The organism is Flavobacterium arsenatis (assembly GCF_031456785.1).
Lineage (GTDB): Bacteria > Bacteroidota > Bacteroidia > Flavobacteriales > Flavobacteriaceae > Flavobacterium > Flavobacterium arsenatis.
Genome location: NZ_JAVDVI010000009.1, coordinates 157,758 through 164,418, shown reverse-complemented (window position 1 = coordinate 164,418; position 6,661 = coordinate 157,758). Strand labels below are relative to the sequence as shown.

General features: G+C 37.3%; 5 protein-coding genes. 4 read left to right on the top strand and 1 reads right to left on the bottom strand.

Annotated elements, in window-relative coordinates; translation table 11 throughout:
• A partial coding sequence (locus tag J2X31_RS11595; protein ID WP_510184079.1) for an NIDO-like domain-containing protein occupies nucleotides 1–2,690 on the bottom strand: 2,690 nt, incomplete at its 3' end.
• Nucleotides 2,691–2,847: 157 nt separating this feature from the next.
• Here J2X31_RS11595 and folE point away from each other — a divergent pair.
• The 4 genes from folE (at nucleotide 2,848) to lgt (ending at nucleotide 6,471) form a co-directional block, all read left to right on the top strand.
• Nucleotides 2,848–3,519 carry a GTP cyclohydrolase I FolE gene (gene folE / locus J2X31_RS11590; protein WP_310026895.1) on the top strand — a complete coding sequence of 224 codons (672 nt, stop codon included), beginning with the start codon at nucleotides 2,848–2,850 and terminating at the stop codon, nucleotides 3,517–3,519.
• Nucleotides 3,520–3,643: 124 nt separating this feature from the next.
• The gene (cysS, locus tag J2X31_RS11585; protein WP_310026892.1) at nucleotides 3,644–5,137 is read left to right on the top strand and encodes a cysteine--tRNA ligase; all 1,494 of its coding nucleotides are present in this window, start codon (nucleotides 3,644–3,646) and stop codon (nucleotides 5,135–5,137) included.
• A 75-nt stretch (nucleotides 5,138–5,212) separates the two neighbouring features.
• On the top strand, nucleotides 5,213–5,461 hold the full coding sequence (gene yidD / locus J2X31_RS11580; protein WP_310026890.1) for a membrane protein insertion efficiency factor YidD: 249 nt from the start codon (nucleotides 5,213–5,215) through the stop codon (nucleotides 5,459–5,461).
• Nucleotides 5,462–5,532: 71 nt separating this feature from the next.
• Nucleotides 5,533–6,471: a prolipoprotein diacylglyceryl transferase gene (gene lgt, locus J2X31_RS11575; protein ID WP_310026889.1), complete on the top strand. Its 939-nt coding sequence runs from the start codon at nucleotides 5,533–5,535 to the stop codon at nucleotides 6,469–6,471.
• Nucleotides 6,472–6,661 lie beyond the last annotated feature (190 nt).

The following is a 6,661-nucleotide window of genomic DNA, read 5'->3' as shown; positions in this document are numbered from 1 at the left end:
GATGTCTCCTCCACAGATACCAAGGTGAAGGTATAGCTCTGTTGCGGATCTGGAAGGTTGTCTGTTGTCAGGACATAGCTTCCTGAAGCATCCAAGGTTACAGACAAATCTCCTGTTCCATAGTTATAAGTAACGATAGCATTTGGCGTTCCTGTAAACTGGATCGTGGCAGGTGTGTTTTGGCAAACTGTTGGCGTTGTTGTGCTGAAGGTTGCCGTTGGCAAGGCATTTACCGTTAGGGTTGCCGTTTCGCCTGTTCCACTGATGTCATTTGGACATGGGTCTGTCCCTCCACTCACAATATTTGTAAGCTCATAGGTATAAACTGTCGTAGGGCTTGCATTTTGAATGGGTGTATTAACCAATAATTGTCCAGAAGTTGGCAATAACACATCTTGGGGATTTCCTCCATTAACTGTATAAGTTACCGTAGCTTCAGGTGTCCCTTGTATCGTGAAGCTTCCGGCTGTCCCAGAACAGATTATTGGATTGGTAAATCCAACCATGGTAGCTGTTGGAAGACCTACGGAAACAACCGCAACTGAATTTGGAGTTCCAGATGCTATCGCATTGCTACAAACTGGAATTGTATTACTTGTTGCATTTATTATAGTGTAAGTAGTTTCAGCTGTTAATACACCTGTTGTGTATTGCCCATTACCTGTTGCATCTAAAATTACATTGCTATTTCCTGAACCATCATTAATTTCAACAGTGGCGCCTGGCGTTCCTGTCAGTGTTAAATAAGTAAAATTATTACTGCAAATAGTCGTAGCAGTTCCGACAAACTCTGCAATTGGAGTTGGATGTACTGTTAAAATTACACTTTCAACTGCAGAATCTACACCATTATTAGTGGCAAAAACCGTATAAGGAAAATCTCCAAAACCTGAAGGCACTGGCACTCCCGTTGGATTTTGAACGTTTGATATTACCGTTCCGCTACTGTCTTTCCAAGTATAAGTAGCTCCAGCACCTGCGTCAGAAGTAGCTAAATTAAATGTTGGCGTTCCTTGACAAACTGGACCAGGAGCTACAGGAGTGGTACTAACGCAACCTTCAATTAAAACCGTAACCGGAGGAGCACTCCATTCAGGGCATGAGCCTGGAACTTCTGGAATGGTATAAGTTACTGTGTAGGTTCCAGGTGTAGAACCTGCTAAATCAAGAACTCCCGTATCAGGATCTATAGTTAAACCAGTTGTTGGAGCGATTGTATAGACTCCTCCTGCAGTTAAATCATTTAAGATTGGAGTTACAGAGACACCAGATATGCAATATCCTGGATCGCCACCATCATCAGGATAAGAAAAATCGCCTGAAGGATTTCCTCCTTGAAGCGTAAAAGGTCTAACATTATGACAATCAGAACCCATAGTATCAATGATTAAAACATAAATGGTATATGGATCACTATTTGGAACTGAAAAATTAGTTTGTTGGGCAGTACTTAATGCTTGAGAGGTTTGCTTGTTGTAAGCAGCCGCCATATTTTCTTGTCTGAAATAATAAATTTCGTAATCAAACTCAGATGCACCATCTAGTATATAAGTATCTTGGTTGATTGTTGGAAAAACATAAGGAGCAGGATCTGAAGTACACAAAGCTAAATCAAGTGGATCTAACACAGGTAAATCCGGAGCGATAATAACTTCGTATTCATCATCAACAACCACTTTTTCTGTACTCCCACATCTAAAATAAGTTGCTTCAACAGTAAAGGTTTCATTTCCAGTTGGACAGACTTGCACAGAATCTCCTGTACCAATTAGAGTACCTGCCCCATTAAACCATTCCAAAGTAACCAAAGGCGGATTCGGATCAGCACTAGCAGGAATAAAACGCCAAGCCTCATTAGATGCTGACCAACTTCCCATATTTCTACCAGGAGGAGTAACTGCAGCTGTGCCAGTTGCATTTTGAATACCAATCACACCATGTCCTCCGTTAAAATTGGTACATGCTGTACGCTTTCTAACTTGCACATCAATAATGTTGGTAGTCTCATAAATCACAATCTGAGATGTTTGCAAATTAACATCCTCATTAACTGTTGCCCCTAAACTACCAGGACATGAATTAATATCGTATAAGGGCAATCTATTAAAATTTGCAACAAAAAACCTGTTAGGCTCCACGCCTCCTACATAATAATTAACATTTTGGATTAATGGATTTGTGATTTGCCCACCACCATTTCCAAAAATACGTAAATCAGTATCTTGACCAACTCCATAGATAGCATTTTTGGGTGGATTAGGCCCCGTATTAGGAATAGGAGTACCTAATACGTAACCTGTTCCTCCTCCAGGAGACCCATTTGGATAAGACCCATTCGTTGTAAAGGTAATAAGACCATTTGGTCCAACTAACACTTTATCGTATGTTTCTCCATAAAAACAGAATTTGAATGGCAAATTAAAAATTGGCGACCAAGTATCATCACCCGTAACATCCAAAACAGTACCTCCTGTAAAAGAAAACAAATTTTGAGGAATTATTGGTTCCACCGTATAGGTATTTGTCGGCTTAATTTTAAAATATTCTGCCGATAAAGTTACACAATCCCCAGGCATACAAACTACTTCAGGCTCAGGAATAACCACTTCCGCAATTGGCGCTTGCTGGGCAAATAGACCAAAGCTACTCACTAGGAATAAGCAGACAATTATTAGATATTTATTTTTCATTTTTAAAATTTTTAGGCAGCGAAATTTACGTAAAAATAACATATAATTATGACTAAGTTTAAATTATTTGAAAAATTAACAGCTATGGAATTACTTTGAATTTTATTATTTATCTTTGTGCCTTTAGTGTTTACACCTAATATAATATCTACTTTTAATGACAAACAGCGAAGATTTTCAAGACGAAATTGGAAACAATCATATAGCTACCAGTGCGAAAAATCCTATCAGAGATGATGCTTTCGAACTTACGGACGACCAAAAAATTGAATTAATAAAAAAAGACGTTCAAAATATCCTACTTACACTTGGAATGGACTTAACAGACGACAGCATGAAAGGAACACCAAACCGTGTCGCCAAAATGTTTGTCAAGGAAATTTTTGGAGGCTTGAATCCAGCAAAAAAGCCAAGTGCTTCAACATTTGACAATAATTATAAGTATGGTGAAATGCTGGTGGAAAAAAACATCACGCTTTATTCTACCTGTGAACATCATTTGTTGCCTATTATTGGAAGGGCTCATATCGCTTATATTTCGAGCGGAAGAGTTGTTGGATTATCTAAAATGAACCGAATTGTAGATTATTTTGCCAAAAGACCTCAGGTGCAGGAACGTTTGACGATGCAGATTGTTCAGGAATTGCAAAAAGTTTTAGGCACTGAAGATGTTGCCTGTGTGATTGATGCAAAACATTTATGTGTTAATTCAAGAGGTATCCGTGATATTGAAAGTAGTACGGTAACTTCTGAATTTTGTGGTAAATTTAAAGACGAATCTACCAGAAGAGAATTTTTGGATTATATAAAGTTGGAAACGAAATTCTAAAAACAAAATTTCCTTTATTGCAGATACCCCTAGCCCTGATAGAAGTGGAAATCCTTTTATTTTTTTTCTTTAAAAAAATAAAAGATTGCAACGGATAGCAGGATTAGCTCCTAAAAAAATAAATATGCCAGTATATAAAAATCATCCGTTGAAGATTTATAATTCCCTTTCGGGAGAAAAGGAAACGTTTAGACCCATCCATGAAGGAGCGATTGGAATGTATGTTTGTGGGCCAACAGTTTACAGCAATGTGCATTTGGGAAATGTAAGGACTTTTATGTCTTTTGATGTGATTTACAGGTATTTGATTCATATTGGATACAAGGTTCGTTATGTGCGAAATATTACCGATGCAGGCCATTTGACCGATGATGGTGATGTTGAAAACGACCGTTTTGTAAAGCAATCCAAATTAGAAAAACTGGAACCCATGGAAATCGTTCAGAAATATTCGGTTGATTTTCATAAGGTTTTGGACAATTTTAATTTTCTTCCTCCAACGATTGAACCTACTGCTACAGGACATATTATTGAACAGATCGAGCTTACACAAAAATTAATCGACCTTGGTTTTGCTTATGAAAGCAATGGTTCGGTTTATTTTGATGTGATGGCTTATAACGAGAAAGGCTTGAATTATGGCGAATTGAGCAATAGAAATATTGAAGAACTCATGGCCAACACCAGAGACCTTGACGGACAAAGCGAAAAGAAAAATCCACAGGATTTTGCATTGTGGAAAAGTGCTTCTCCAGCTCATATCATGCGATGGAATTCGCCTTGGGGAGATGGTTTTCCAGGTTGGCATTTGGAATGTACCGCAATGAGTACCAAGTATTTAGGCGAAACCTTTGACATTCATGGAGGTGGAATGGATTTGAAATTTCCGCACCACGAATGTGAAATTGCTCAAGGAAAAGCCTGCAACGGTACTTCGCCTGTAAATTACTGGATGCACACCAACATGCTGACGATGAATGGCTTGAGAATGAGCAAATCGACTGGAAATTATATCTTGCCGATGGAATTGGTTTCGGGCGACAATACGTTTTTTGAAAAGCCTTTCAGTCCGAACATCGTTCGTTTTTGTTTTTTACAAGCACATTATAGAAGTGTTTTGGATATTTCCAATGACGCCATGGTGGCAAGCGAAAAAGGTTGCAACCGATTATTGGAATCCTATAAATTGATTGAATCGTTAAAGGCATCCCCTACTTCTTCATTAGATATTGCATCTTGGAGAAAAAGTTGTTATGATGCAATGGATGATGATTTTAATACTCCGATTTTAATTGCACAATTATTTGAAGGTGCTCGTTTTATCAATATTGTAAATGATGGAAAAGAAACATTGACTGCAGAAGACATAGAACTTTTGAAAACTACAATTGCCAGTTTCTTATTTGATGTTCTAGGAATCAATAACGAAGCTTCTTCAAATGGAGTGGCGTTTATTACTGAAAAATTAAAAGGAACTGTTGAAATGCTGATTGAGATGCGAAATATCGCCAGAGCCAATAAGGATTTTGCAATGTCTGACCAAATTCGCGATCAGTTGATTTCTTTGGGAATTCAGTTGAAAGACGGAAAAGATGGGACTAGTTTTAGTGTGCAGTAATCAGTGGACAGTTGCTGTTTTCAGTCGCAGTGGTCAGTGGTGAAAATTAAATAATTGGGTTTTATATTTGTAGGAATGCTTAAAAAAATAATTCTTTTTCCTTTTATCTTTTTAATCCGATTCTATCAATTGGTGATTTCGCCTATTTTACCCTCTGCTTGCAGATTTCAACCTACTTGTTCTCAATATATGTTGGAAGCTTTGCAAGTTCACGGATTGTTTAAAGGTGGCTATTTAGGAACGAAACGCATTTTGAGCTGTCATCCTTGGGGTAAAACGGGTTATGATCCCGTTCCTCAAAAAAACTGCAATCACAAACATTAATTAACGGCTTTTTTTGAAAAAGTTGAACTCAAATCTTTATTTTTACACACCATTAACTTCATAAAGCAACTATGACACACACATTAGGAATTGTTTGGAATCCATCAGAAGGAATCGATTTAGGCTTTTTTATTATTCGATATTATAGCCTGATGTGGGTTGTAGCCTTTGGTTTAGGATGGTACATCACCAAAAAGATTTTTGATAGAGAAAATGAACCTGTTGAAAAATTGGATTCTTTATTCATCTGGACAATTCTAGCCACTTTGGTTGGAGCCCGTTTGGGTCACGTTTTCTTTTATCAGTCTGAGCTTATTTTCCAAGATCCTTTAAGTGTTTTATTACCGATAAGAACTGTACCTGAATTTAAATTTACCGGTTTCAGTGGATTAGCAAGTCATGGAGCTGCAATTGCAATCATCATTGCCATGTATTATTTCAGCAGAAAAGTGATGAAACGTTCGATGCTTTGGATTTTAGATCGCATTGTGGTTCCTGTTGCAAGTGGTGCCATTTTCGTTAGACTTGGAAACTTTTTTAATTCAGAGATTTATGGTCACGAAACTTCTGGTGATGCATTTTATGCTGTGAAGTTTATTCGTGAAGAAGAATTTTGGGAAAGAAAAGATGTTCAGGATTTGACGCAAGCTGCTACTGAAAAAGAAGGCTATAAAATGATTCAGAATGATCCGCAATTTTCGGATATTTTATCGCAAATTCCGTTTAGACATCCTTCACAATTATATGAAGCATTCGGTTATGTTTTTGTTTTCCTTATTTTATTTTATGCCTATTGGAAAACGGATGTTAGGGAAAAACAAGGATTTCTATTCGGGTTGTTCTTGGTAATGCTGTTCACGGTTCGATTTATAGTTGAATTCGTAAAGCAAAGCCAAGGTGGTTTTGAAGAAGAACTCGGATTGCTTTCTACAGGACAATGGTTGAGTATTCCTTTTGTATTGATTGGATTGTATTTTGTTTTTACAGCTAAAAAGAAAACTATAGTATAAATCTTTTATATATTTTTATGGAAGCTCGGAGTTTATCTTCGGGCTTTTTTTATTGTTGATTTGGAAATATTCGCTTCGTAATTACTTAACATGATTCGAATGCAGGGTGTCCTAGCCCTGATTGAAATGAAAATCCTTGTTCTTGAAAATGTATTTTTTCCTGACCGAAAAGAGCGACCAGAGGAAGCTC

Bases quoted from the DNA above. Each gene is read 5' to 3' on its own strand.
- folE (WP_310026895.1), top strand. From the start codon at position 2,848: ATGACAAACAGCGAAGATTTTCAAGACGAAATTGGAAACAATCATATA.
- cysS (WP_310026892.1), top strand. From the start codon at position 3,644: ATGCCAGTATATAAAAATCATCCGTTGAAGATTTATAATTCCCTTTCG.
- yidD (WP_310026890.1), top strand. From the start codon at position 5,213: ATGCTTAAAAAAATAATTCTTTTTCCTTTTATCTTTTTAATCCGATTC.
- lgt (WP_310026889.1), top strand. From the start codon at position 5,533: ATGACACACACATTAGGAATTGTTTGGAATCCATCAGAAGGAATCGAT.